The sequence below is a fragment of the Pseudarthrobacter sp. CCNWLW217 genome (genome assembly GCF_037203985.1).
Classification (GTDB): domain Bacteria; phylum Actinomycetota; class Actinomycetes; order Actinomycetales; family Micrococcaceae; genus Arthrobacter.
The window spans coordinates 1-24,628 of sequence record NZ_JBBCBT010000010.1; the positions used below are offsets into that span (position 1 = coordinate 1).

Sequence of the window (24,628 nt, forward strand, 5' to 3'; positions counted from 1 at the left end):
AGCCACTGCCGCGCCACCACGCAGCACGCGAACCGCGGGCCCCGGACACAGCACAGTGTCCGGGGCCCGCGGGCATTCCGGCGGGATGTCAGTGCCATGAGGCAAGATAGGTCTGTGAGCACAGCACCAGGCCCCGCAGAACAGACCACCACCAGGACTGAGCCAGGAATCACGGCTCCGGAGGTGATCCCTTCCGAGTCCGTGCGTGAGGAGTACGAGAACCTGGCCGATCTCGTCAGGAAGTACAGGTTCGCCTACTACCAGGAGGACGAGCCCCTGGTTTCGGATGCCGAATTTGATGACCTCTTCCGCAGGCTGGAGGAGATCGAGGCCCTGCACCCCGAGCTGGTGTCCAATGACTCCCCGACGCAGGAAGTGGGCGGCGAGGTCTCCGCGGCGTTTGCCGCCGTCGAGCACCTGCAGCGCATGTACAGCCTCGAGGACGTCTTTTCCCTCGAGGAGTTGGAGGCCTGGCTGGCCAAGGCAGAAGCCTCCGTCGCAAAAATCGGGAACGGCACGGCCGGCCCCGTCTGGCTGACGGAACTGAAAATCGACGGCCTCGCCGTCAACCTGCTGTACCGCGATGGAAAACTGGTCCGCGCGGCAACCCGCGGAGACGGCTTTACGGGTGAGGACATCACCCACAACGTCCTCACCATCAAGGAAATCCCGCAGGAACTCAGGGGAACCGACTTCCCGGCCGAGATGGAGATCCGCGGCGAGGTTTTCATACCGTCCAAGGCTTTCGCGGAATTCAACGAAGCCCTGATCGAGGCCGGAAAGGCCCCGCTGGCTAATCCACGGAACGCCGCGGCCGGTTCACTCCGGCAAAAGGACCCCGCCGAAACCGCCAAGCGGCCGCTGCGGATGTTCGTCCACGGCATCGGCGCCCGGGAGGGCCTGGAAGCACAGAGCCAGTCCGACACCTATGCCCTCCTGGAAAAGTGGGGCCTTCCGGTCAGCCCATACTTCGAGGTCTTGAACAACCTGGACGAGGTCCTGGGCTTCATCAGGAAATACGGCGATCAGCGGCACAAGCTCCTCCACGAAATCGACGGCATCGTGGTCAAGGTGGATAACTTCGCCACCCAAAGGGCGTTGGGATACACCACCCGGGTTCCGCGCTGGGCGGTGGCGTACAAGTATCCGCCGGAGGAAGTCCACACCAAGCTCCTGGACATTGCCGTCAACGTTGGGCGCACCGGGCGGGTGACCCCGTTCGGCATTATGGAGCCCGTCAAGGTGGCAGGCTCCACGGTGGGGATGGCCACCCTGCACAACCAGGATGTAGTCAAAGCCAAAGGCGTAAAAATCGGCGACATCGTGGTCCTGCGGAAAGCCGGCGACGTCATCCCCGAAATCGTGGGCCCTGTCCTCGCCCTGCGCGAGCAGCAGGATCCGCCGGTACGCGACTTCGTGATGCCCACCGAATGCCCTTCCTGCGGAACGCCGCTGGCGCCCGGCAAGGAAGGGGACGTGGATATCCGCTGCCCCAACGCACGGTCCTGTCCGGCCCAGTTGCGTGAGCGGGTCTTCCATCTGGCAGGCCGCGGAGGGTTCGACATCGAGGCCCTCGGCTGGGAAGCGGCCATAGCGCTCACGCAGCCCGCCGAACCCGAGGTACCGCCGCTGACCACCGAAGCGGCCCTTTTTGACCTCACCCCGGAATCCCTGGCGGACGTACGCATCAGGCGGGAAAAACGCTCCAAGGGCGTGGCCACCGGCGAGTTTGAGCTGGTGCCGTATTTCTGGAGCAAAGGGACGGCAAAAACTCCTTCCAAGCCCACGGCCACCACCGAAAAGCTGTTCCGGGAGCTGGAAAAAGCCAAGACCCAGCCCCTGTGGCGGCTGCTCGTGGCGCTCTCCATCCGGCACGTGGGACCGCGGGCGTCCCGGGCCCTCGCGCAGGCCTTCGGCAGCATGGACGCCATCCGGCAGGCCTCCGAGGAAGAACTCGCTCACGTTGACGGCGTGGGTCCCACCATCGCCGCTGCGTTGAAGGAATGGTTTGCCGAGGACTGGCACCTCGAAATCATCGACCGCTGGGCTGCTGCCGGGGTCCGGATGGAGGACGAACGGGACGAATCCACGCCCCGCACCCTCGAAGGCCTCACTATCGTCGTCACCGGTTCGCTGCCCAACTTCAGCCGGGACGAAGCCAAGGAAGCCATCCTCACCCGGGGCGGCAAGGCTGCCGGCTCCGTCTCCAAAAACACCAGCTATGTAGTGGCCGGGGAAAATGCGGGCACCAAGTTGGACAAGGCGGAGCAGCTCGGCATTCCGGTGCTCGACGAGGACGGCTTCCGGGAACTCCTGGAAAACGGTCCTGCTCCTTCAACCGAGGCAGAAGCCGGCGAATCCGAACAGGCAGCGGAGTGAGCCGCCTGGACCTCACCGTTGAGTTGCTGGCGGTGGCCCGGCTGGCCGCCGCTGCCGGCGCCGCTGTACTGGCGTCGCGGAACGGTGATGCGCTGGGCGTCAGCAACAAGGGCGACGCCGGGGACTGGGTCACGGCCTACGACGTCGCGGCCGAGGACGCGGTACGCCGCGCCATTACCGCGGCGCGGCCGCAGGACACCATCACGGGCGAGGAGCATGGCACCACAAAGCCGGAGGCTCCCAGCGGCTACCGCTGGTCCATCGACCCGCTGGACGGAACCACCAACTTCATCAGGAATATCGTCTACTACGCCACGTCCGTGGCGGTGGCCGATCCCGACGGCGTCTGGCTGGCCGGCGTCGTCCACGCACCTGCACTGGACCGCGTGTACTACGCCTCCCGTGGGCAGGGCGCCTGGCTTGAAGCGCGCGGCAGGGTGACCCGGCTGGAAGGCCCGGTAGCCGGACGGAAGGGGCAGATCCTGGCCACCGGATTCAGTTACGATCCCACCGTCCGCGCGCAACAGGCCGTTGCCCTGGGCGGACTCATGGACGGTTTCGCGGACGTCCGCCGCCTGGGCTCCGCCGCCCTGGACCTCTGCATGGTTGCTGACGGAACCATCGACGCCTTTGGCGAACGCGGCCTCAACGAACACGATTTCTCCGCTGGAGCGCTGATCGCCGAGGAGGCAGGCTGCTGGGTACGGCGGCCGCGCCTCACCAGCCCGCTCCGGGGCGGGCCCAAGGACGGCGACAGGCTGGCAGCCTGGACGTGCGCCGCGAGCCTGGAGCTCTCGGGGAAGTTCCCCCTCTGAGGGCATCCCCGCCACGGCTGGAGTGCCACATCGGCGGGCAGTGATAGTTCAGTCACGGAAAGTGCCCTTTCAAGGCCGCCGCCCGGCGGACGCTACTAGCATTGTCAGGTGCAGCCGCAGATAACCGTCCGTCCCGCCGTCGAGTCCGACTTTGACGTCATCGCCCGGATCACCCGGGATTCCTACCTCGCCGCGGGCTACTTCGAGGACGCGGACCACCCATATATGCGGCAGGTCCAGGAAGTCGCCGAGCGTGCGGCGAAGGCCACCATCTGGGTAGCCGAGCGTGACGGCCAGGTGGTGGGCTCCGTGACGCTGGCGGTGGCGGGTGAGCCGTATGCGGACATTGCCCTTGCCGATGAGCTGGAGTTCCGCATGCTGGTGGTGGACCCCGCAGCGCAGCGCAGCGGAGCCGGCAAGGCCATGGTGGAGGCCATTATTGACCATGCCCGGTCCCTGGAGGGCATCAACGCGGTGGCGCTCACGACGGGAAAAACATGGGAAAGCGCCCACGGGCTATACCGCAAGACCGGGTTCCAGCGAGTGCCAAAGCGCGACTGGTTCGTTCCCGGCACTGACATAAAGCTGCTGGTTTACCGGCTGGACGTCTAGCCGCCCTAGAGTGGTGCCGACTCATTTCAGGACTGAAAGGCCCACCATGCGCAAAACATTCGGCACCGGCTCCGTCTGGGAATAGACCCTCGGATACTCCCGAGCCGTCCAGGTGGATAACACGCTGTACATCTCGGCGACGGCTGCCAGCGGCGAAGACGGCATTGTGGGCGAAGACTTCTACACCCAGACCCAGTACATCCTTCAGAAGCTCGGCGCTGTCCTGGCCGACGCCGGCTTCGGCTTCGGCGATGTTGTGCAGTCCAAGCTCTACCTCACGGACATCAGCAAGTGGGAAGAGGCCGGCCGTGCCCACGGCGAAGTCTTCGGCGAGATCCGCCCCACGCTCTCCCTGGTACACGTCCTGCCGTTCCTGGACCCGAAAATGCTCGTGGAGATCGAGCTCGTAGCCCAGAAGAGCGCCAGCTAAGAAGCCGTCCAGGGCTTAGCGGGCCGGGAGGCCGTAGCGGTGTTCGGGGCGGCCCGTGGTTCCGTAGCGCAGCTGGATGTCGACGGCGCCGTCGTCGGCCAGCGAGGACAGGTACCGTTGCGCCGTGGCCCGGGAGACGCCTACCCGGGTGGCTACTTCGGCGGCTGAGTACTGCTCCCCTGGAACCAGTGACTCCAGGACGGCGGCTTCCGTGGCGGACCTGGGCTTGGTTGATGGTGCCGCTTCGCCGGGAATGAGGGACCGCTTCACGCGTTCCACCGCGTCCTGGTCCAGTGCGCCCGCCTGGCCCAGGATGCGCCGGTACCGGGCGTAGGACCGCAGCTGCTGGGACAGGGATTCGGCCGTAAAGGGCTTGAGCAGGTAGCCCAGGGCTCCCCGGCGGAAGGCCCTGCTGACCGAGGCGGCATCCGAGGCCGCACTCAGGATCATGGTGTCCACGTCCAGTTGCTGGAGCAGGTCCAGCCCTGACCCGTCCGGCAGGTAGACATCCAACAGGACCAGGTCCGGGCGCAGGCTGTGGATGGCCTGCAGCGCAAGGGACGCCGAGCCTACCGGCGACAGCGCCAGGAAACCCGGCACCGAATCCACGTACGCGGCGTGCAGCTTGGCCACGTGGAAATCGTCGTCCACTATGAGCACCCTGAAATCCTCAGGCATCGTCATCCTCTCCGGCGGAAGGCTTTATTCCCGCCGTAGTGTGCGGAAGGGAGGCCATGAAGACGGCGCCAGGTCCGCCTTCGGAGCCCGGCTCCAGGACCTTCACGTCCCCGCCGCGGCGCCGGGCCAGCTGACGGGCCAGGGCGAGTCCCAGTCCCTGGCCCCCGGCCCGGGCGGACACAGCCGGACCGGACGCACGCGTTCCGGAGGCCGCCGTCGTAAACCCCTCCGCAAACACCGCTTCGGGTTCCGTCCCAGCCCCCAACCCGTCACCGGAGTCGGCGACGACGATGTGCAGGGTGCCGCCGGCGTCGTCCGGTTCATCCAAAACTTCCAGTTCCACCCAGCGGTCCGGAGAAGTACCGGCGACGGCGGCGTTCACCGCGTTGTCGATCAGGTTTCCGAGCACGGTTGTCACGTCCTGGGGCTCGGTGACCTGGCTCCGGACCAGCGTCTCCGGCCCGACGCGGAGTGTGACCCCGCGTTCGTCGGCTTCCACGCCCTTGGCGCCCACAAAAGCCTGAAGGTAGGGGTCCTGGAGCAGCTCGGCCTGGTCGACGGGGAACTTTAGCGGGCCCGTTGCGGCGAGCCGGGCCAGGTACTCCCGGGCCCGGTGGTGCTGGCCGATGCTCATGAACCCGGCGATGGTGTGCAGCTGGTTGGCAAACTCGTGGCGCTGGGCCCGGAGAGCGGTGGACATGGTGCCCACGGCGTCCAGCTGCCGGGTGAGCTGCTGCAGCTCGGTGCGGTCCCGCAGCATCACCACCCAGCCCAGGTCCTCGCGCCGGTGCAGGGCCTTCCGCGCACTGGCCACCAGCACGCGCCCGCCCGCCACCAGCTCGATGGCATCCGCCTCTTCGGCGTCCGGCAGCGTCAACGACTTCAGCTGGCCGGGGACCGGAGCATCCGCCCACAGGCCCCCAGCGAGGTCGCGCTGCCCCAGGAGCCGCTGTGCTGCTGCATTGAAGACGCTGATCCTGCCGTCGGCGGAAACGCCGATCACGCCGTCGTCCACGCCTTGCAGCACTGCCACCTGGTCATGGACCAGGGTGCTGATCTCCTCAGGCTCCAGGCCCAGGGTCAGGCGCTGCAGCCTGCGCCGCAGCAGGAAGGACGCCAGCACGCCTGCCAGCAGGGCGCCGGCAGCGGTCAGCGCAACAGGCCCGATGTCGCGTTGCACGCTCTGGCCCACCGTTTCCATGGAGTAGCCAACACTGACCTCGCCCACCACAGTCTCTGTTCCCGGTGCGTACACCGGGACCTTGGCCCCGGCCGACGGGCCTAGCGTGCCCGTGTTGCGGGTGGTCACCTCCTGGCCGGCCAGTGCTTCGGTGGGATCGGTGCTGACTTTTTCGCCGAGCCGGGCAGGGTCCGGGTGGGCGAGCCGCAGGCCGGTTTCGTCGGTGATGACCACAAAAAGGGCTCCGGTGCGGGCGCGGGCGGCTTCGGCGGCGGCCATCAGGGGCCCGGCCGAAAGTTCGCTGGCCGGGGGAGTGCCGGCCTGCTCACTGATGGCAAACACGTCGGCACGGACGGACGGGTCCGACGCGACAGTGCGCGCCAGCGTCAGCGCCTGGTTCTCAGCCTCGGCGCCAACCCTGTCGTACGTCAGCCAGGCGTGGACGGCGGCGCTGAGCAGAACCACCAAAAGAACCACGCCAAGCTGCAGGAGCAGCGTCTGGGTGGAGAACCGCAAGGGCGGCCGGGGCGCGGAACGCTGCATGATCCTCCTTGATTTCCTGGTGTCGTCGGCTGATGGGATGCCGTGAGCACAATGCGCAAAATGCTCGCAATAAGCAGTATGCCAATCAATTGAGGCAAAGGCACGGCGGTGATGGCCGCCACTATAACGTCTGTAGCACGCGTCACACCGTTGTGTCGCTGTTCACAAGAAGGAGCCGGCCGTGCTGGTATTACTTGGATTCGCCATGATCGCGGTATTCATGGTGCTGATCATGACGAAGAAGTTGACGCCAGTGCTGGCGCTGATCATCGTCCCCACCGTTTTTGGCCTCTTTGCAGGCGCCGGGCTTGGCATCGGGGACATGGTCCTTGATTCGATGAAGTCAATGACGTCCACCGCAGCCCTGTTGATGTTCGCGATCATCTACTTTGGCCTGATGATCGACGTCGGGCTGTTCGACCCGCTGGTGAAGTTCATCCTCCGCAAGCTGGGCAACGACCCCGCCAAGGTGGTGCTCGGCACCGCGATCCTTGCGGCCGCAGTTTCCCTGGATGGTGACGGCTCCACCACCTTCATCCTCACCACCGCGGCCATGCTGCCCGTCTACCTGCGCCTGAAGATGAGCCCGGTGGTCCTCACCTGCGTGGCCGGCCTGGCCAACGGCACCATGAACATCCTTCCGTGGGGCGGCCCCACGGCCCGCGCCGCCACCGCGCTCCACCTGGACGTCAATGACGTTTTTGTCCCCATGATTCCGTCGCTGATCGCCGGCCTCGTGGTGGTATTCGCCTTCTCCTGGCTGCTGGGACTGCAGGAGCGCAACCGCCTCCGCGCCACTGAGCCGGAAATCTGGGGAGTGCCGGATTCACCGGAAGCGTTCGACGGCGGCACCACCCCTGGTGGGTCGGGAACCGGCCGTTCGGGGTCAGGTACCCCCGCAAGTGGCACTCCCGCCGTCGGCGGTTTCCCGGAGGGGTCCTCCGTTGCCGTCCTGGAACGCACCGAAACCCTCGTGGACGACCACGACTCCGCGATGGCGGACACCGCTTTGGACCCCAACCGCAGCACCCTGCGTCCCAAGCTCATCTGGTTCAACCTGGGCCTGACCATCGCGGTGATGGTCATGCTGGTGGCCGACCTCGTGCCGTTGCCGTTCGTCTTTATGGTCGGTTCCGCCATCGCGCTGGTGGTGAACTTCCCTAACGTCAAGGAGCAGGGCGCGCAGCTGATCGCCCACGCACCGTCCATCGTGGCCGTGGTGAGCATGGTCATGGCCGCCGCAGTCCTGACCGGCGTCCTCACCGGAACCGGCATGGTGGAGGCAATGTCCGCCTGGCTGGTCCAGATCATCCCCTCGAGCATGGGCCCCTTCATGGCGGTGATCACCGGTGTGCTCAGCATCCCCATGACCTTCTTCATGAGCAATGACGCCTTCTACTTCGGTGTCCTGCCGGTACTCAGCGAGACGGCCGGCCACTATGGCATCAGCGCCGCCGAGATGGCCCGTGCCTCCATCACCGGCCAGCCGTTCCACCTGCAGAGCCCACTTGTTCCGGCCATCCTGCTGCTCGTCTCCCTGGCCAAGGTTGACCTGGGCGATCACCACAAAAAGGTCCTCTGGCGTACGGCCGTCATCTCCCTCGTAATGCTTGGTGTGGGAATGCTGACTGGAGCCATCGGAATCGGTTAGTCTTGTCCTGCCTGTGGCTGGCCCTCGTGGCCGGGACCACGGCACCGACGTGCCCGTCTGACGCCCGCTGGGGGTCGTCAGACGGGCACCGACGTTTCCCCACTAGACTGGTTCGGAAAACAATTCGAACTTTGCAGGGGAGATCCATGGCTGCGATCAACCGTGACGACGTCGCGCACCTCGCGCGGCTCGCTCACATCGAGATGAGTGCTGAAGAGCTGGACAGGATGGCCGGCGAACTCGCCGTCATCGTTGAATCAGTCAAATCCGTGAGCGAAGCCGCCGGAGACGACGTCCCGGCAACCTCGCACCCGATCCCGCTGAGCAACGTGTTCCGCGAGGACGTTGTGGGTCACACCTTCACCGCGGACCAGGCACTTTCGGGAGCTCCGGACTCCGATGAGAACCGTTTCAAGGTCCCGGCCATCCTGGATGAGGCATAAGACACCAATGACTGAAACCAATACCAACCAGCTCATCCGCCTCTCCGCAGCGCAGCTGGCCGAGAAGCTCGCCGCCCGCGAAATCACCTCCGTCGAGGTAGTGCAGGCCCACCTGGACCGGATCGCAGAGGTCGACGGCGGCGAACGCGGCGTGAACGCCTTCCTCCACGTCAACACGGAAGAGGCGCTTGCCGTTGCCGCCGAAGTTGACGCCATCCGCGCCGCCGGCGGCGCCGCGGCCGAGGCGCTCCACGAGCTCGCCGGCGTGCCGATCGCGGTCAAGGACCTCATTGTCACTATCGGCCAGCCCACCACGGCCGGTTCGAAGATCCTTGAGGGCTGGCACAGCCCGTATGACGCCACGGTGGTCAAGCGGCTGCGCGAGGCCAAAATGCCCATCCTGGGCAAGACCAACCTGGACGAATTCGCCATGGGCTCCTCCACGGAGCACTCCGCGTACGGGCCCACCAGGAACCCCTGGGACCTGGACCGGATCCCGGGCGGGTCCGGCGGCGGTTCGGCAGCCGCCGTCGCCGCCTTTGAAGCACCCTTGGCCCTCGGTACCGACACCGGCGGCTCCATCCGCCAGCCCGGTGCCGTCACCGGCACCGTGGGCGTCAAGCCCACGTACGGCAGCGTGTCCCGCTACGGGGCCATCGCCATGGCCTCCTCGCTGGACCAGATAGGCCCGGTCTCGCGGACAGTGCTGGACTCGGCGCTCCTGCACCAGGTCATCGGCGGGCACGACCCCTTCGACTCCACCTCCCTGCCCGACCCCCTGGAGGACCTCGTGGCTGCCGCCCGGCTGGGCAACGTGGACGGCATGCGGATCGGCATCATCAAGGAACTCCACGGCGAGGGCTACCAGGCCGGCGTCGAGAACCGCTTCAACGATTCGCTGGAACTGCTCAAGCAGGCCGGCGCGGAAATCGTTGAGGTTTCCTGCCCCAACTTCCAGTACGCCCTCGGCGCCTACTACCTGATCATGCCGTCGGAGGCGTCCTCCAACCTGGCAAAGTTCGACGGCGTCCGTTACGGCCTGCGCGTCCTCCCCGAAGACGGGCCCATGACCATCGAACGCGTCATGGGGGCCACCCGCGCCGCCGGCTTCGGCGACGAAGTCAAACGCCGCATCATCCTTGGCACGTACGCCCTGAGCGCAGGCTACTACGACGCCTACTACGGCTCGGCCCAGAAGGTGCGCACGCTGGTCCAGCGCGACTTCGACGCCGCGTTCACGGTGGCCGACGTCCTGATCTCGCCCACGGCCCCCACCACGGCCTTCAAGCTGGGGGAGAAGCTCGATGACCCCCTGGCGATGTACCTCAACGACGTCGCCACCATCCCTGCCAACCTGGCCGGCGTCCCCGGACTGTCCCTTCCGGGCGGCCTGGCTGACGAGGACGGCCTGCCCGTCGGCATCCAGCTGCTGGCACCGGCCCGCCAGGATGCCCGCCTCTACCGGGTGGGTGCGGTTTTGGAATCCCTCCTGGAGGCGAAGTGGGGCGGACCGCTCCTCGCCCAGGCCCCGGACCTGGCTGAGTCCACGTTGGCCGGACCGGTCCCCACCCTTGTCGACGCCAAGGAGGCAAAATAATGAGCACTGACGCTACCCTGAGCTTCGAAGAGGCCATGGAGAAGTACGATCCCGTCCTGGGCTTTGAGGTCCACGTTGAGCTCAACACCAAGACCAAGATGTTCTCTTCGGCGCCCAACGTCTTCGGCGACGAGCCGAACACCAACGTCAACGAGGTGGACCTTGGCATGCCCGGCGTGCTGCCGGTGGTGAACAAGACCGCGATCGAGTCCTCTATCAAGATCGGCCTCGCGCTCAACTGCAAGATCGCTGAGTCCTGCCGCTTCGCCCGGAAGAACTACTTCTACCCGGATACTCCGAAGAACTTCCAGACATCCCAGTACGACGAACCCATCGCGTACGACGGTTACCTGGACATCGAGCTCTCCGACGGCACCCTGTTCCGCGTGGAGATCGAGCGCGCCCACATGGAGGAGGACGCCGGAAAGCTGACCCACATGGGTGGAGCCACCGGCCGCATCCAGGGCGCGGACTTCTCGCTGGTGGACTACAACCGCGCTGGCGTGCCGCTCGTCGAGATCGTCACCAAGCCCATCGAAGGTGCCGGTTCCCGTGCCCCCGAGCTGGCCAAGGCATACGTGGCTGCGGTCCGTGAGATCGTCAAGAACCTTGGTGTGTCCGACGCGAAGATGGAACGCGGCAACGTCCGCTGCGACGCCAACGTCTCGCTCCGCCCGCACGGCCGCGAACGCTTCGGCATTCGCTCCGAAACCAAGAACGTGAACTCGCTGCGCGCCGTCGAGCACGCTGTGCACTACGAAATCAGGCGGCACGCTGCCGTTCTGGAGTCCGGCGAGCCGGTTATCCAGGAGACCCGCCACTGGCACGAGGACACGCGCACGACGACGTCGGGCCGGGCCAAGTCCGACGCCGACGACTACCGCTACTTCCCGGAGCCGGACCTGGTTCCGGTTGTTCCCTCGCGTGAGTGGGTTGAGGAACTGCGTGCCACCCTGCCCGAGCCGCCCGCGGCCCGGCGCAAGCGGCTGCAGGCCGACTGGGGCTACTCGGACCTGGAATTCCGGGACGTCGTCAACGCCGGTGTCATGGACGAAATCGAGGAAACCATTGCGGCCGGCGCCTCGGCCTCCGTGGCCCGCAAGTGGTGGATGGGCGAGATCGTGGGCCGCGCCAAGAACGCGGACGTCGATCCCGGCCAGCTGGGCGTCCAGCCCGCCACCATTGTTGAACTGAACAAACTGGTGGAAGACGGCAAGATCAACAACAAGATGGCCACCGAGGTCCTTGACGGCGTGCTCGCTGGTGAAGGCAGCCCGGCGGAAATCGTCGAGAAGCGCGGCCTGGCCGTCGTTTCCGACGACGGCCCCCTGCTTGAAGCCATCGATGCCGCCCTCGCCGCGCAGCCCGACGTCGCGGACAAGATCCGCGCAGGCAAGCTCCAGGCCATCGGTGCGATCGTGGGCGGTGTCATGAAGGCCACCCGCGGGCAGGCAGATGCTGGCCGCGTGAAGGAACTGATCCTGCAGAAGCTTGGCGTCGAGGGCTGACTCGCCTGATTTAACCCAACTGGGTCGCAGTAAATGTCGTTGAGAACGCTCATAACGACACTTGCTGCGACCCAGTTTTGTTTCTAGGTAGTACTCGCATCCTGCGGGCGTAAAAGTACTCGTGTTCAGCGGCGGTTCCCGGTCCTACACTGAAGTTCCAGGGCACAGGGGCCCTGCCCGTGCTGTGGAGGTATGGCCATGTCGGTCCGAGAACCGTTGAGAATCCGCAAGGCATTGCTGGCCGGCGTGGTGGCGCTGGGCCTGACCGGTACGGGGGTGGCGATCGCATGGTCCGCCACTGACTCGCCGTCGCCTTCTCCGTCGGAGTCGGCCCCGGGCAAGCAGGACAAGAAGCAGGACAAGGCCGAGCGACCCCAGCACTTGCATAGCGAGAGCGTAGTGAAGAAGGCCGACGGGACGTTTGAAACCCACCTGAGCCAGCAGGGCACAGTGGAGGCCGTCAGCGAGACCTCAGTCACCGTCAAGAGCGAGGACGGTTTCACGCAGAGTTACGCCGTCAACGCAGAGACTAAGATCATCAAGTTCCCCGCTCCAGCGGCGGACGGATCTCCTGCCACGGGGGAGGACGGCAAGCGGCTTAAGCCCTCAGAGGTAACCATCGCGGAGATCGCTACGGGTGAGTCGGTCCGGGTCTCCGGTGTGAAAAGCGGCGACTCTGCCACGGCGGACAAGATCGTCGAGGGCGCGGGAACGGGTCCGGGACTTGGCCTGGGCAAAGGCATGGGCAAGGGCCTCGGCAAGGAAGCACGCAAAGGCCACGGGAAAGGGCTCGAAAAGTAGGTAGCAGCAGATGTCGTTTTGAGCCCTCATAACGACATCTGCTGCTACTTAGTTGGGGGAGGGTCCACCAGCCCGGTCATGATCGCCTGCAGCGCCTCGCACACCATCGTCACCGCACGCCGCTTCAGGTTCTCCGGGCGGGCCAGGATGTCGATCCGCCGCCGGGTGCTGATGCCCTCGAGCGGCCGCAGCACAATCCCGGGATTGAGCACAGGCCGCGCCGTATGCCGCGGCAACAGTCCCACCACGCCGCCCGCCGCCACCAGGGCCGCCACGGTGGAGTAATCATTGATCCGGTGCACGATGTTCAGTTCCTTGCTGGACACGGCCGCGACGGCGGATAGCACGTCCGCGGGAGAGTAACCGGTGTGGCTGGTCACCCAGGCTTCGCCCACGACGTCGGCCGCGGTCACCGTGGCCTGGCCGGCGAGGCGGTGGTCCGCCGGCAGGGCAACATCCAGCGGTTCATGAGCCAGCGGGATCACCGCGACCCGCTCCTGCGGCCAGCGCGGGCTGTGGTCCATGCGGTGGGCGAGCACCAAATCGTAGCGGGCGGTCAACGCCGGGAAGTCGTGCTGCGCCACGTCCTCGTCGGAGAGCTGGATCCTCGGCTGGCCCGGCGCGTCCAGCATCCGCGCGAGCGGGGCGAACAAAGCCTGGCCCACGCTGTGGAACCCGCAGAGCGTCACTGGCGCCACCGGCGAACCGTGGTACGCGCCGATGGCGGTGCGCGCATCCGCCATGGCACTGACGACGGCGGCGCCGGCGTCGGCGAGCACCTGGCCGGCTTCCGTGAGCACCAGGTTCCTGCCCTCTTTGCGCGTCAGCGGCACCTCGACGTTCCGTTGCAGCAGGGACAGCTGCTGGGACACGGCGGAGGGTGTGACCATCAGCGTCTCCGCCACCGCTTTCACGCTGCCAAGGGCTCCAAGCTCGCGGAGGATTTCCAGCTGGTGAATTTCCATTCAGCCAGTCTACGCATAAGCCGTAGCTTCATCGTCGATTGAGAAAATACTGCTTGTGCTAACGCTTTGTAATAGCTCTAATGAAGGGAGATCTCCGCCCGCAGCCCAGGGCGACAACCAAGAGTTAGGAAGCCAATGAAGGCCCTTTACAAGTCCGGCGCACACGCCGGGTTCGAACTGGTTGACCGTCCGGAACCCGAGGCGGGGCCTGACGATGTCAAGATCCGCGTCCTGACTACCGGCATCTGCGGCACAGACCTGCACATCCAGTCCTGGGACTCATGGGCCCAGGGCATTATCGAAGCGCCACTCATTCCCGGCCACGAGTTCTATGGCGAAGTAGTGGAAACCGGCAAGGACGTCCGCGACGTCAAGGTGGGCGACCGGGTGTCCGGTGAAGGCCATGTGGTGTGCGGGATCTGCCGCAACTGCCGCGCCGGCCGGCGGCAGATGTGCATCCACACCGTCAGCGTGGGTGTTCAGCGGGACGGAGCCTTCGCCGAGTTCGTCGTTATCCCCGAGACCAACGTCTGGGTCCATCACGATCCCTCCATCACCCCCGAGCTCGGCGCGATCTTCGATCCGTTCGGCAACGCCGTGCACACCGCCCTCAGCTTCCCCCTGGTGGGCGAGGACGTGCTGATCACCGGTGCCGGACCCATCGGACTCATGGCCATCGCGGTGGCCCGCCACGCAGGGGCGCGCAAGATCGCCATCACCGATGTGTCCCAGCCCCGCCTGGACCTGGCCCGGCAACTCGGCGTGGACCTCGCCATCGACGTCTCCACTACCCGGGTCCGCGATGCCCAGCGGGAACTGGGCATGCGGGAAGGCTTTGACATCGGCATGGAAATGTCGGGCCACCCCACCGCGCTTCCTGAGATGATCGACAACATGAACCACGGCGGGCGTATTGCCATGCTCGGCCTGCCCAGCCAGGACATCACCATCGACTGGGGCAAGGTGGTCACGCACATGCTGACCCTGAAGGGCATCTACGGCCGCGAGATGTATGAAACCTGGTACGCCATGAGTGCCATGCTGTCCTCCAACCCGGTGCTGCACGCCGGCATCTCGGCCGTCGTGACGGACAGGCTTCCCGCCAAGGATTGGGAAAAAGGCTTTGACATTGCCCGCGCCGGCGTCGGCGGCAAAGTTGTCCTCGACTGGACCGAACTCTAAGGAGCACCATGTACACCGCCATCAAGGACCAACTCCAGGCAGAGCTGGACGACATCCGAACCGCCGGGCTCTTCAAGACCGAACGGAGCATCAACTCCCCGCAGTCCAGCCACGTCACCGCGGGGCAGATTGGCCAGCCCGGCACCTCGGTGCTGAATTTCTGCGCCAACAACTACTTAGGCTTGGCAGACCACCCGGAAATCATCGCCGCAGCCAAGGAAGCCATGGACACCCGTGGCTTTGGCATGGCCAGTGTCCGCTTCATCTGCGGCACCCAGGACCTGCATCTGGAACTCGAAGCCAGGGTCTCCAGATTCCTCGGGACCGAGGACACCATCCTGTTCTCCAGCTGCTTTGACGCCAACGGTGGGGTCTTCGAATCCCTCTTCGGGCCGGAGGACGCCATCATTTCCGACGCCCTCAACCATGCCTCCATCATCGACGGCATCCGGCTCTGCAAGGCCCAGCGCTTCCGGTACGCGAACCAGGACATGGCCGATCTCGAAGCCAAGCTCCTCGAAGCCAAAGATGCCCGGCGCAAGATCATCGTGACCGACGGCGTGTTCTCCATGGACGGCTACCTCGCCCCGCTGGAGGCGATCTGCGACCTCGCGGAGAAGCACGACGCCCTGGTCATGGTGGACGACTCCCACGCTGTCGGCTTTATGGGTGCCACCGGAGCCGGAACCCCCGAACACGCCGGTGTGTCCCACCGCGTTGATATCTACACCGGCACGTTCGGCAAGGCCCTGGGCGGCGCGTCCGGAGGCTACGTTTCTGGCCGCAGCGAAGTGGTGGCCATGCTCCGCCAGAAGGCGCGCCCCTACCTGTTCTCCAACTCCCTGGCCCCCGCGATCGTGGCAGCCACCATCAAGGCCCTGGACCTGGTGGAGAATTCCGGCGAACTGCGGACCAGGCTGTTCGAGAACGCCCGGCTTTTCCGGTCCCGGATGACCGAGGAAGGCTTCGAACTCCTGGATGGCGAACACGCGATTGTCCCCGTCATGTTCGGGGACGCCGTGATGGCCGCCAAGGTGGCTGACCAGATGCTCCAGCACGGCGTCTTCGTCACTGCGTTCAGTTTCCCGGTGGTCCCGCGCGGTGCGGCCCGGATCCGGGTGCAGCTCTCAGCCTCACATTCGGCGGACGACGTCGAAGCGTGCGTGGGTGCCTTCGTCGCCAGCCGTGCCGCCGTAGCGGGCTAGGCCCCCGGGGCTGGACTGGCGCCAGGCTCGGCGCGGCCGCACGGCAACTCTGCAAGGATGGAGCCATGGCAGCACATTATGATGTCCTCATTGTCGGCGGCGGTATCGCGGGCCTGTCCCTGGCGTCGGCACTCGCCGCCAGCTGCAGCGTTGCGTTGGTGGAGGCGGAACAGGAGCTGGCGTACCACACGTCCTCCCGCTCAGCCCGGCAGCTGATCCCCAGCTACGGTCCGGCCGTAGTGCAGCAGTTGACGGCCCGCACGCTGGAGCTGATGGCGGCAAGGGATGCGGAACTGCCCCGGCCGGTCCTGTCGCCGCGCAGCTTTATGCTCATCGGCACTGAGGAGGCTGTCCGTGCCGAGGCCAGCGGCCACATGAGCCCCATTTCAGTGGCCGAAGCACTGGAGCTGTGTCCGGCGCTGGTGCCGGACACGTTTTCCGCCGCGGGCCTGGATACCGGATCCTTCGGCTGCGACGCCCCCCTGCTGCTGACCGACCACCGGGAGCGGGCGGAAGCCGCCGGCGCGGACATTATTACCGGCGCCCGAGTGCATTCCGCCCAACGGTTGGGCTCAGGGTGGGAGATCGGGGCCGGGCAGGAGGCTTTCCAGTCCGGTGTGATGGTCAACGCCGCAGGCGCCTGGGCCGACGAACTCGCCGTCACCAGCGGAGTGGAGAAGCTCGGGTTGCAGCCGTACCGGCGCACCGCGGCGATTGTCGGCGTCGAACGTCCCCTGCCTGAGCACAGCCCCATGGTGGCGGCAGCGGACAACACGTTCTACTTTCGGCGAGAGGGGACTGACGTGCTGGTTTCGCCCTCTGAAACTGTCCCCAGCGGGCCGGAGGACGCCCGGCCCCGGCCCGGCGACGTGGAGCGGCTGATCGCCAAGCTCAACCAGGTCACCACCCTCGGGATCGGCCAAATCCGCAGTGCCTGGACCGGGCTCCGGACCGAAGCGGCCGACGGCGTGCCCGTGGCCGGCTTCGACGCGGAGGCCCGCGGGTTCTACTGGCTCGCCGGCCAGGGAGGTTACGGGTTCCAGACCTCGGCGGCCATGGCCGAGCTCGCGGCCGCCCAGATCCTCGCCGGGCAGGGCTCCGGGACCGACGTCGACCACAGTCCGGCATTCCGGACAGCGGAGGCGCTGGCCGCCACGCGCTGGTCCATTCGGCGTTGAAGAATAGACTCATGAGCACCCTGATCACCAATATCGCCGAGCTGATGACCCAGGACCTGGAACACCGGGTCCTGAAAAACGCCGCCATAGTGGTCGAAGGGGAACGGATTGCGTGGCTGGGTGCCGCCGCCTCAGCCCCGGCCGCCGATGACACCGTCGATGCCGGCGGCCGCGCGGTGCTGCCCGGCTGGGTTGACTCGCATACGCACCTGGTCTTCGCCGGCGACCGCACCGCGGAGTTCGAAGCCCGGATGGCGGGAGAGTCCTATTCGGCCGGTGGGATCGCTGTTACCGTCGACGCCACCCGGCAGACGTCCGATTTCGACCTCACGAGGCTGGCGATGGCACGGGTTTCCGAGGCCGTCTCCCTGGGCACCACGTATCTCGAAACGAAGACGGGGTACGGGCTGGACACCGAAAACGAGGCACGGAGCGCCCGCATCGCCTCCACCGTGGTCGACGAAGTCACCTACCTGGGAGCACACCTGGTACCCGCCGGCTCGGATGCCGATGCCTACACAGAGCTCGTCTGCGGGCCCATGCTTGACGCCGTCCGCCCCTATGTCCGCTGGGCGGACGTCTTCTGTGAGGAGGGGGCCTTCACTGCGGAGCAGTCCCGCCGCGTACTTGAGGCGTGCCGGGATGCCGGGCTGGGGATCCGGGTACACGGCAACCAGCTGGGCCAGGGCCCCGGGGTGCAGCTGGCGGTGGATCTGGGCGCGGCGAGCGTGGACCACGTCAACTACCTGTCGGCTGAAGACGTAGCCGCGCTGGCTGAGAGTTGGGCTGGCTGGGACCCCGCAACGGGCACCGGCGTGCGCGGGACCGTCGCCACGTGCCTTCCCGCCTGCGACCTTTCTACCCGGCAGGCGCTGCCCCCGGCACGGGCAATGCTGGACGCCGGCGTGCAGCTGGCGCTGGCGTCCAACTGCAACCCCGGCACCTCCTACACCAGTTCCATGGCCTTCTGTGTGGCGACGGCCGTGCTGCAGATGCGGCTCAGCGTCCATGAGGCGGTCCGGGCCGCGACGTACGGCGGCGCGCTGGCGTTGCACCGGGACTCCGGGCACGACGCCGACGGCGAACGGGCGGTGGGATCCCTCGCCGTCGGACACCGGGCGGATCTGCACATGCTCAACGCACCCTCCGCCACCCATCTCGCCTACCGCCCGGGCATGCCGCTCACGTACGCTGTGTGGCGGGCGGGTGTACGGGTGCGTTGAGCCTCGGACAGTTTTTGACGTTTTGTGATCGTTGCGGGTCTGATACAATCAGAAAACGTCATAATTGAGTGACTGTTTGACGCTGAGAGGCCCCCATGACCCGTACCGACCGCCTGACGGCCATCCTGGATATCCTCGCCAAGACCGGCCAGGTCGAGGTTGAGGAGATCGTCTCACAGCTTGCTGTTTCGCCCGCCACGGCCCGCCGAGACCTGGACAGCCTGGCTAAGAGGCGGCTGCTGACCCGCACCCGGGGCGGCGCCACCACCGGAGCGCTCGCCTACGACCTTCCCGGGCGGTACAACCGAGACGACCACGCCGAAGCCAAGGAACAAATCGCCCAGGCGGCCTCGGCACTGATCAGGCCCGGGGCCGTGATCGGCCTGTGCGGCGGCACCACCAGCACCGCCCTGGCGCAGATCCTGGCAACCCGCGAGGACCTCAACACCCCCGCCAACCAGCCAACGCTGACCGTCGTCACCAATGCGATCAACATCGCCTCGCAGCTGGCCGTCCGGCCCAACATCAAGGTCATGGTGACCGGCGGCATCCTGAATCCCCGCTCCTACGAGCTCGTGGGACCGTACACGGACATCATCATGCAGAAGGTGGTCCTGGATATCGCGTTCATCGGAGTCAACGGCATCGACCCGGTAGTTGGCCCCACGAACACCGGGGAAGGGGAGGCATCGGTGAACGCACTCCTCGCCAGCCGGGCGCGCGTGTCCTACGTGCTGGCCGATTCCTCCAAGGTGGGTGTACGTGCCTTCGCCACTATGGACGGCTATGACTTCACCCGCCTCATCACCGATGCCGGGATTTCTGCCGAGGACAAGGCCGCATTCGAGGCCAACGGAACCGAAGTGATCGTGGCGCCGCATTAGGACGCCACAGCGCTAGAACACCATGGGCGGGGCGTCCAGGACCGTCTCGTCCACCCGGCGTTCCACCCACTGGCTGAACGGAATGTCCAGTTCGTACTTGTCCGCGTCGGTCCGCACCAGGGTCCGCACGTCGGCGTTGTCCGGGTTGTTGAGGGACTCGAAGTACTCCACCGACCAGTGGAACCAACGCATGCAAAACAGCCGCATCGTCAGCCCGTGGGTCACCAGCAGGGTGTTGGGCGCGTAGTCCGGTTTGGACCAGTGGCGGTAGAGGGTTTCCATAAAGGAGGAGATCCGGTCGTAGACATCGGAGCCGGACTCGCCTTCGCGGAAGCGGTAGAAGAAGTGGCCGTAGGCGTTGCGCAGTTCCTTCTGGTCCTCGATGTCTCCGCTGATCTGGAAGTTGGCCCAGTCCTGTTCCCGGAGGCGCGGCTCTTCGATCACCCGTTCCGTGAGGTTGCCGAGGTTGAGTGCTTCCAGGGTCTGATGGGCACGCAGGTACGGCGACACGTAGACGCAGACCTGGCGGCCATCAAGTTCCCGGCGGATCCGTTCGCCTGCCGCGGTGGCCTGCTCCAGGCCCAGGGGAGTCAGCGGGATCCGGTAGTCCGGCACGCGGTTGTAAATGGACGTATCAGCGTTGGCCATGGACTGGCCATGCCGGATCATGATGATTTTCCCTGGCGCGCTCATAAGCCCCAAGCATAAGTCCTGTGCCCACGCCCTCCCGGGAAGCCCAAATCAGGAAAGAACCAGAAACTGCAGGCAAGATGGGAACATGCTGGTTCCCTCCCGCCGTCGGCTGCGGCTCGAAGTATGGATCGTCCTGGGCCTGTCGCTGGGGCAGTCCGCTGTCTACTCAGTGGTGCAGCTGCTGGATAAGATGACGCGCGCCCCGCTGGCTGAAGGTACCTCCACGCTTAACCGCTCACAGAGCACCCGCGAATACTTTGACCTCACCTACCAGCTGCTGGACATCATCTTCGCGTTGGTTCCGGTCTTGCTGGTCATCTACTTCCTCACTGACCACCGGCAGTCCACCTCCGGGGCCCCGCAGGGCGGCTCGGCGTTCCGGAAGCTCGGCTTCGACTTTGCCCGGCCCGGTCGCGACGTGCTCCAGGGGCTGGGCCTCGCAGCGCTGATCGGCGTTCCGTCCCTCGGCCTATATGCTGCGGGCCGGGCCCTGGGCATCACCACCGCCATCATCCCCAGCGCACTGGATGCGTACTGGTGGACGGTGCCTGTGCTGATCCTGTCCGCACTGCGGCATGCCGTCGTGGAGGAAGTTATTGTGGTGGGGTACCTCCTGAACCGCTTCGGCGCGTTCGGCTGGAGCGTTCCGCTGGCGATCTTCGCCAGTTCCATGCTGCGCGGCAGCTACCACCTCTACCAGGGCTTCGGGCCCTTCATTGGGAACGCTGTGATGGGGGTGGTCTTCGCCTGGCTGTACACCAGGACCCGTCGCGTTATGCCGCTGGTCATTGCCCACGCCCTGCTGGACATCGTGGCGTTTGTTGGCTTCAGCCTGTTTGGGAAGGCCGTCGGCCTCGGTTAGGCAGACTAAGGCCGGGGAAGTTAAAGGGATTCGGCCGCCATCGGTGGGTGGCATCGTTGGCACCCGCTGATGGCGGCCGAAGTATGTTGCCGGGCATGGCTGCCTGGCAGGCCGTGCTGGCCCGGCGGAAGAAAGCAATCAGATGGTGACTGCTCCGGAGGCGGTCTCGAACGTGACGGACAGGATGCCGGGGGTCCCGTGCGGAGCTACCCAGTCCACGGCGACGTCCTCAAGTGGCTTCTCCACCGGTTCGCCCAGCCATTCGGTCACCCGTGCAGCGGAACCGGCGATGGTCAGGCAGGACATCTTGACATTGCTGTCGTAGGCGTTGGACGGGTGGAGGGCGGGATCGCCTTCCCACTTGAGCATGTACGGGACCTGCGGGTCCGCGATCAGGCCCAGGATGCCGATCTGCTTCCAGACCAGTTCGCGGCCGTCGGGAAACTTGCGGTTTCCGTTGACCGCGGAGCGGCCGAGGCGTGCTTCGAAGGGGGCGAGGTCGTCAACTTCGACGCACCACCCCATCCAGCCGCCGCCGGCAGCGGAGCGTGCCCGGACTGCCTGTCCGAACGGTGCCTTGTCCGATGCCGGGTGGTCAAGCACCTCGACTACTTCCAGATATTTGTGCCCCGCGAGAGGGATGATCATGTTCCGGGTTCCGAAACGGGGGTGCACTCCGCCCTTTACGGCTTCAACGCCGAGGGCGGACGAAATACGTTCGGTGGTGGCAGCCAGGCCATCGTGTTCACAGGCGTAAGAGACGTGATCCATGCGCATGCCCTCATCTTGGCACTTTGTGATCGGGCTCTCAGCTAAGGGTATCCTTACCAACTTTCGGGTGCGTCACGAGTGGACATCGGGCTTTCCATCACCCCCGGGAAGAGCGCCGGGTGACCATGTTCGTCACAATGCTGTTGCGCGCCGTCGAACGGTTCCTACACTGAACGCAGGTCATGAGCGCCAGCGCCAAGCCCCGGCTCGCTGGCCGGCAACCCTCCATCCGCGGTGGGGTGCCCCGGGTGAGGACCTGGCTGCCCGGCAACGGCCGGGCGGCAAGCGCGGCCCGTGGTGCTCCCAGCATGCCGGGCCCATGTCAAAGGAGCCTTGAATGTCCGACGGATGGTCTTTTGAAACCCGCCAGATCCACGCCGGCCAGGAGCCGGACAGCGCCACAGGGGCGCGTGCCCTCCCGATCTACCAGACGACGTCGTTCGTCTTCCCGAGTGCCGAAAGCGCCGCCAACCGCTTCGCGCTCGCAGAATTGGCACCGATCTATACGCGGATCGGCAACCCCACCCAGGACGCCGTGGAGCAACGGATCGCCAGCCTGGAAGGCGGGTTGGCCGCCCTCCTGTTGAGCTCGGGGCAGGCGGCCGAAACCTTCGCCATCCTCAATATCGCCGAAGCCGGGGACCATGTGGTGGCAAGCCCCAGCCTTTATGGCGGCACGTACAACCTGCTGGGGTACACGCTGAAGAAGTTCGGCATCTCGGTGACGTTCGTCGAGGACCCGGATAACCTGGACCAGTGGCGCGAGGCCGTCCGCCCGAACACCAAACTGTTCTTTGCCGAGGTCGTGTCCAACCCGCGCCAGGATGTCCTCGATATCGAAGGGGTGTCCCGGACCGCCCACGAGGCCGGCGTTCCGTTGGTGGTGGACAATACGCTCTCCACGCCGTACCTCATACGCCCGCTGGAGTGGGGCGCCGATATTGTGGTCCACTCGGCCACCAAATACCTTGGCGGACACGGATCGGCGATCGCGGGGGTGATCGTGGACTCCGGCAACTTCGACTTCGGTCAAGACCCGGATAGGTTCCCTGGTTTCAACACCCCGGATCCCACCTACAACGGGCTGGTCTATGCCCGTGACCTTGGCGCGGGCGGCGCCTTGGGCGCCAATCTGTCCTACATCCTCAAAGCCCGCGTCCAGCTCCTCCGAGACCTCGGCTCCGCAGTATCGCCCTTCAACGCGTTCCTCATCGCCCAGGGCCTGGAGACGCTGAGCCTGCGGGTCGAGCGGCACGTTGAGAACGCCGTTGCGGTGGCGCAGTGGCTGGAAGCCCGTGACGACGTCGAGTCGGTAGCGTACGCGGGGCTGCCCTCGAGCCCCTGGTACGAGCGCGGACGCAAGTACGGCCCCAAGGGCACAGGAGCCGTGGTGGCCTTCAACCTGGCCGGCGGGGCCGAGGCGGGCAAGCGGTTTGTGGACGCCTTGGAGCTCCACAGCCATGTGGCGAACATCGGCGACGTGAGGTCCCTGGTCATCCACCCTGCGTCCACCACCCATAGCCAGCTCTCCCCGGAGCAGCAGGCAATTGCGGGCGTTACGCCGGGGCTGGTCCGCCTCTCCGTGGGCATCGAACACATCGATGACATCCTGGCGGACCTGGAGGCAGGTTTCCGGGCGGCCAAGGCCGCTCTCTAAGGCGGTTTCAGCGCCGGATTCCCGGCCCCGGGAGTCCGGCGCCCGGCAGGAGAGGCATTGTGGAGTCACAAACCAGTCACACTCTTAGCCAGATCCGGGGCTGGTTTCGTACACTCGGAGAAGGTCATGAGTGCCAGCGACAGCCCCGGCTTGCTGGCCGGCAACCCTCCTTTCGCGGCGGGGTGCCCCGGGTGAAGACCTGGCCTGCCGGTCATTCGACGGCCGGCAAGCGCGTAGAAAAGGTCTCCACATGACGATTACCGTCTCCCGTACCGCAGTACCCGAAAACGGCGTGGTCCGTTACGCCAGCATCGGCGGCCTTGAACTGGAAGCGGGCGGATACCTGCCCGAGGTCACGCTCGCCTATGAAACGTGGGGAACGCTCAATGAGGACGGCTCCAACGCCGTCCTCATTGAGCACGCCCTCACCGGCAGCACGCACGTGACACGCGGTGACAGCGACGAGCCGGGCTGGTGGGAGCAACTTGCCGGTCCAGGTGCGCCGGTGGACACGGACAGGTTCTTTGTGGTGTCCATCAACATTGTGGGCGGCTGCTACGGTTCCACCGGGCCGTCCTCGCCTGCTCCCGACGGCCGGCCCTGGGGTTCCCGCTTTCCGCTGGTGACCCTCCGTGACAGCACCGCCGCCGAGGCCCGGTTGGCGGACCAGCTGGGCATCCGGAGCTGGTACGCGGTGCTGGGCGGTTCCATGGGCGGTGCCCGTGCCTTGGAGTGGGCGCTCATTTACCCCGAACGGGTGGAGCGTTGCGCCGTGATCTCGATCGGTGCCGCCAGCACCGCCGAGCAGATCGCCTTTGCGCAGGCCCAGACGCTCGCCATCCGCCAGGACGCCAACTTCAACGGTGGCGACTACTATGGAGGGCCTTTCCCGGAGGACGGGCTGGCCCTGGCGCGGCGGATCGCCCACATCACCTATCGATCAGCCCAGGAGTTCGATGGGCGGTTCGGGCGGACGGCCCAGACTCCCGAAACGCCGCTGCGGGCAGCCGCGCTGGGGGACCGTGGGCGCTACCAGGTGGAGAGTTACCTTGACCACCAGGGCAGCAAGCTTGTCCGCCGCTTTGATGCCAACAGCTACATCGCCATCACCGAGGCCCTCATGAGCCACGACGTCTGCCGGGGGAGGGGAACCCTCAGCGAAACCCTGGCGAGGGCCTCCGCAAAGTTCTTTGTTGCCGCGGTGGACTCGGACCGGCTTTACTTCCCGTCGCAGTCGCACGAGCTCGCTGCCGCGCTTCCGGGAGCCGTGGATGTCCACGTTATCGAAGCGCCCATTGGCCATGACGGCTTCCTGACCGAGATCGGCCAGCTGGGGAGCCAACTCCGGAAGAATTTCCTGGTCTGACCGGG

General features: G+C 66.0%; 21 protein-coding genes, 1 pseudogene and 2 riboswitches. Of the genes and pseudogenes, 17 read left to right on the top strand and 5 right to left on the bottom strand.

Annotated features, from left to right (window positions below; all coding sequences use genetic code 11):
• Window positions 1-96 precede the first annotated feature (96 nt).
• The 4 genes and pseudogenes from ligA (at window position 97) to V9L18_RS12580 (ending at window position 4,236) form a co-directional block, all read left to right on the top strand.
• Window positions 97-2,379, top strand: coding sequence for an NAD-dependent DNA ligase LigA (ligA, locus tag V9L18_RS12565; protein ID WP_376046385.1), 2,283 nt, complete (start codon window positions 97-99; stop codon window positions 2,377-2,379).
• Window positions 2,380-2,384: 5 nt separating this feature from the next.
• Window positions 2,385-3,194, top strand: coding sequence for an inositol monophosphatase family protein (locus V9L18_RS12570; protein ID WP_337347685.1), 810 nt, complete (start codon window positions 2,385-2,387; stop codon window positions 3,192-3,194).
• Between the two features lie 108 nt (window positions 3,195-3,302).
• The gene (locus V9L18_RS12575) at window positions 3,303-3,806 is read left to right on the top strand and encodes a GNAT family N-acetyltransferase (protein WP_337347511.1); all 504 of its coding nucleotides are present in this window, start codon (window positions 3,303-3,305) and stop codon (window positions 3,804-3,806) included.
• A gap of 46 nt (window positions 3,807-3,852) precedes the next feature.
• Window positions 3,853-4,236, top strand: a pseudogene (locus V9L18_RS12580) (RidA family protein).
• 15 nt (window positions 4,237-4,251) lie between these two features.
• Here V9L18_RS12580 and V9L18_RS12585 read toward each other — a convergent pair.
• Together V9L18_RS12585 and V9L18_RS12590 are read right to left on the bottom strand one after the other, a co-directional pair.
• A complete protein-coding gene (locus V9L18_RS12585) occupies window positions 4,252-4,914 on the bottom strand; it encodes a response regulator (protein ID WP_337347512.1) in 663 nt (220 codons plus the stop codon).
• The gene (locus tag V9L18_RS12590; protein ID WP_337347513.1) at window positions 4,907-6,637 is read right to left on the bottom strand and encodes a sensor histidine kinase; all 1,731 of its coding nucleotides are present in this window, start codon (window positions 6,635-6,637) and stop codon (window positions 4,907-4,909) included. Before V9L18_RS12590 ends, V9L18_RS12585 begins: the two co-directional genes overlap by 8 nt.
• Window positions 6,638-6,818: 181 nt before the next feature.
• Between V9L18_RS12590 and V9L18_RS12595 the strand changes: the two genes are divergently transcribed.
• The 5 genes from V9L18_RS12595 (at window position 6,819) to V9L18_RS12615 (ending at window position 12,637) form a co-directional block, all read left to right on the top strand.
• Complete coding sequence (locus V9L18_RS12595) at window positions 6,819-8,288, top strand: CitMHS family transporter (RefSeq protein ID WP_337347514.1); 1,470 nt, start codon at window positions 6,819-6,821, stop codon at window positions 8,286-8,288.
• A 146-nt stretch (window positions 8,289-8,434) separates the two neighbouring features.
• The gene (gatC, locus tag V9L18_RS12600) at window positions 8,435-8,731 is read left to right on the top strand and encodes an Asp-tRNA(Asn)/Glu-tRNA(Gln) amidotransferase subunit GatC (RefSeq protein ID WP_066286151.1); all 297 of its coding nucleotides are present in this window, start codon (window positions 8,435-8,437) and stop codon (window positions 8,729-8,731) included.
• A 7-nt stretch (window positions 8,732-8,738) separates the two neighbouring features.
• A complete protein-coding gene (gene gatA, locus V9L18_RS12605) occupies window positions 8,739-10,328 on the top strand; it encodes an Asp-tRNA(Asn)/Glu-tRNA(Gln) amidotransferase subunit GatA (RefSeq protein ID WP_337347515.1) in 1,590 nt (529 codons plus the stop codon).
• Entirely contained in the window at window positions 10,328-11,836 is a 1,509-nt protein-coding gene (gatB, locus tag V9L18_RS12610; RefSeq protein ID WP_337347516.1) for an Asp-tRNA(Asn)/Glu-tRNA(Gln) amidotransferase subunit GatB, read from the top strand. Before gatA ends, gatB begins: the two co-directional genes overlap by 1 nt.
• A 198-nt stretch (window positions 11,837-12,034) precedes the next feature.
• Window positions 12,035-12,637, top strand: a complete 603-nt coding sequence (locus V9L18_RS12615) for a hypothetical protein (protein WP_337347517.1) — start codon at window positions 12,035-12,037, stop codon at window positions 12,635-12,637.
• A gap of 44 nt (window positions 12,638-12,681) precedes the next feature.
• On the opposite strand, the gene V9L18_RS12620 is transcribed toward V9L18_RS12615, so the two are convergent.
• Window positions 12,682-13,602, bottom strand: coding sequence for a LysR family transcriptional regulator (locus tag V9L18_RS12620; RefSeq protein WP_337347518.1), 921 nt, complete (start codon window positions 13,600-13,602; stop codon window positions 12,682-12,684).
• Window positions 13,603-13,737: 135 nt separating this feature from the next.
• Between V9L18_RS12620 and tdh the strand changes: the two genes are divergently transcribed.
• The 5 genes from tdh to V9L18_RS12645 all read left to right on the top strand — a co-directional run bounded on the left by tdh (window position 13,738) and on the right by V9L18_RS12645 (window position 19,274).
• A complete protein-coding gene (tdh, locus tag V9L18_RS12625) occupies window positions 13,738-14,784 on the top strand; it encodes an L-threonine 3-dehydrogenase (RefSeq protein WP_337347519.1) in 1,047 nt (348 codons plus the stop codon).
• An 8-nt stretch (window positions 14,785-14,792) separates the two neighbouring features.
• Window positions 14,793-15,989 carry a glycine C-acetyltransferase gene (locus tag V9L18_RS12630; RefSeq protein WP_337347520.1) on the top strand — a complete coding sequence of 399 codons (1,197 nt, stop codon included), beginning with the start codon at window positions 14,793-14,795 and terminating at the stop codon, window positions 15,987-15,989.
• A gap of 65 nt (window positions 15,990-16,054) precedes the next feature.
• Entirely contained in the window at window positions 16,055-17,167 is a 1,113-nt protein-coding gene (locus V9L18_RS12635) for an NAD(P)/FAD-dependent oxidoreductase (RefSeq protein WP_337347521.1), read from the top strand.
• Window positions 17,168-17,178: 11 nt separating this feature from the next.
• Entirely contained in the window at window positions 17,179-18,390 is a 1,212-nt protein-coding gene (hutI, locus tag V9L18_RS12640) for an imidazolonepropionase (protein ID WP_337347522.1), read from the top strand.
• A 95-nt stretch (window positions 18,391-18,485) separates the two neighbouring features.
• On the top strand, window positions 18,486-19,274 hold the full coding sequence (locus V9L18_RS12645) for a DeoR/GlpR family DNA-binding transcription regulator (protein WP_337347523.1): 789 nt from the start codon (window positions 18,486-18,488) through the stop codon (window positions 19,272-19,274).
• Window positions 19,275-19,286: 12 nt separating this feature from the next.
• On the opposite strand, the gene V9L18_RS12650 is transcribed toward V9L18_RS12645, so the two are convergent.
• Window positions 19,287-19,967: a histidine phosphatase family protein gene (locus tag V9L18_RS12650; protein ID WP_337347524.1), complete on the bottom strand. Its 681-nt coding sequence runs from the start codon at window positions 19,965-19,967 to the stop codon at window positions 19,287-19,289.
• Between the two features lie 85 nt (window positions 19,968-20,052).
• On the opposite strand from V9L18_RS12650, the gene V9L18_RS12655 reads away from it, so the two are divergent.
• Window positions 20,053-20,829 (top strand): CPBP family intramembrane glutamic endopeptidase, encoded by a 777-nt coding sequence (locus tag V9L18_RS12655; RefSeq protein WP_337347525.1) that lies wholly within the window; start codon window positions 20,053-20,055, stop codon window positions 20,827-20,829.
• Between the two features lie 138 nt (window positions 20,830-20,967).
• Here V9L18_RS12655 and V9L18_RS12660 read toward each other — a convergent pair whose 3' ends face one another.
• Window positions 20,968-21,606, bottom strand: a complete 639-nt coding sequence (locus V9L18_RS12660; protein WP_337347526.1) for a VOC family protein — start codon at window positions 21,604-21,606, stop codon at window positions 20,968-20,970.
• A gap of 172 nt (window positions 21,607-21,778) precedes the next feature.
• A riboswitch (SAM riboswitch) is annotated at window positions 21,779-21,894 on the top strand.
• 43 nt (window positions 21,895-21,937) lie between these two features.
• Between V9L18_RS12660 and V9L18_RS12665 the strand changes: the two genes are divergently transcribed.
• Entirely contained in the window at window positions 21,938-23,257 is a 1,320-nt protein-coding gene (locus tag V9L18_RS12665; RefSeq protein WP_337347527.1) for a bifunctional o-acetylhomoserine/o-acetylserine sulfhydrylase, read from the top strand.
• Window positions 23,258-23,379: 122 nt separating this feature from the next.
• A riboswitch (SAM riboswitch) is annotated at window positions 23,380-23,495 on the top strand.
• A gap of 12 nt (window positions 23,496-23,507) precedes the next feature.
• The gene (gene metX, locus V9L18_RS12670) at window positions 23,508-24,623 is read left to right on the top strand and encodes a homoserine O-acetyltransferase MetX (RefSeq protein ID WP_337347528.1); all 1,116 of its coding nucleotides are present in this window, start codon (window positions 23,508-23,510) and stop codon (window positions 24,621-24,623) included.
• Window positions 24,624-24,628: the final 5 nt, after the last annotated feature.